This is a genomic window from Vibrio sp. 10N.222.55.C6, assembly GCF_041473395.1.
Classification (GTDB): Bacteria; Pseudomonadota; Gammaproteobacteria; order Enterobacterales; family Vibrionaceae; genus Vibrio; species Vibrio crassostreae_C.
The window spans coordinates 1-351 of sequence record NZ_JBFRSD010001069.1; the positions used below are offsets into that span (position 1 = coordinate 1).

A 351-nucleotide genomic window follows, 5' to 3' on the forward strand; every position below is an offset into this window, starting at 1 on the left:
GTACCTTTTAATACAGCATTTACTGACAAAAAGAACTCTTTCGTTTTCTCAGCAGTAGAATCAGCCTCAACTTGAGAGAACAGATCCAGCTTAGCTTGGCTATATATTGGATAACCTAAGGTTAATGGTTGTTTCTTCGCTTCAAAAAATTCATCTATGTCATTAGGAAAAAATTCTCCAAAATCGATACTCAATGCACGATCAATGACTTTTCGAGAGAAACCATGAGTCGTTTCATCCATATTAACCGTTCCGGCTACAATCAAGTTAAATGGAATCCCCAGACCGTACTGACAGAACAACTGCCATAGTTCATCATATTTATCATCATCAAAGCCTAAGCTTGAACGC

Annotated in this window: 1 pseudogene; it reads right to left on the bottom strand. The window is 37.6% G+C overall.

From position 1 onward, the window contains the following. Positions 1-351: pseudogene (locus tag AB4486_RS27585) on the bottom strand (DUF3578 domain-containing protein); the annotation flags it as partial.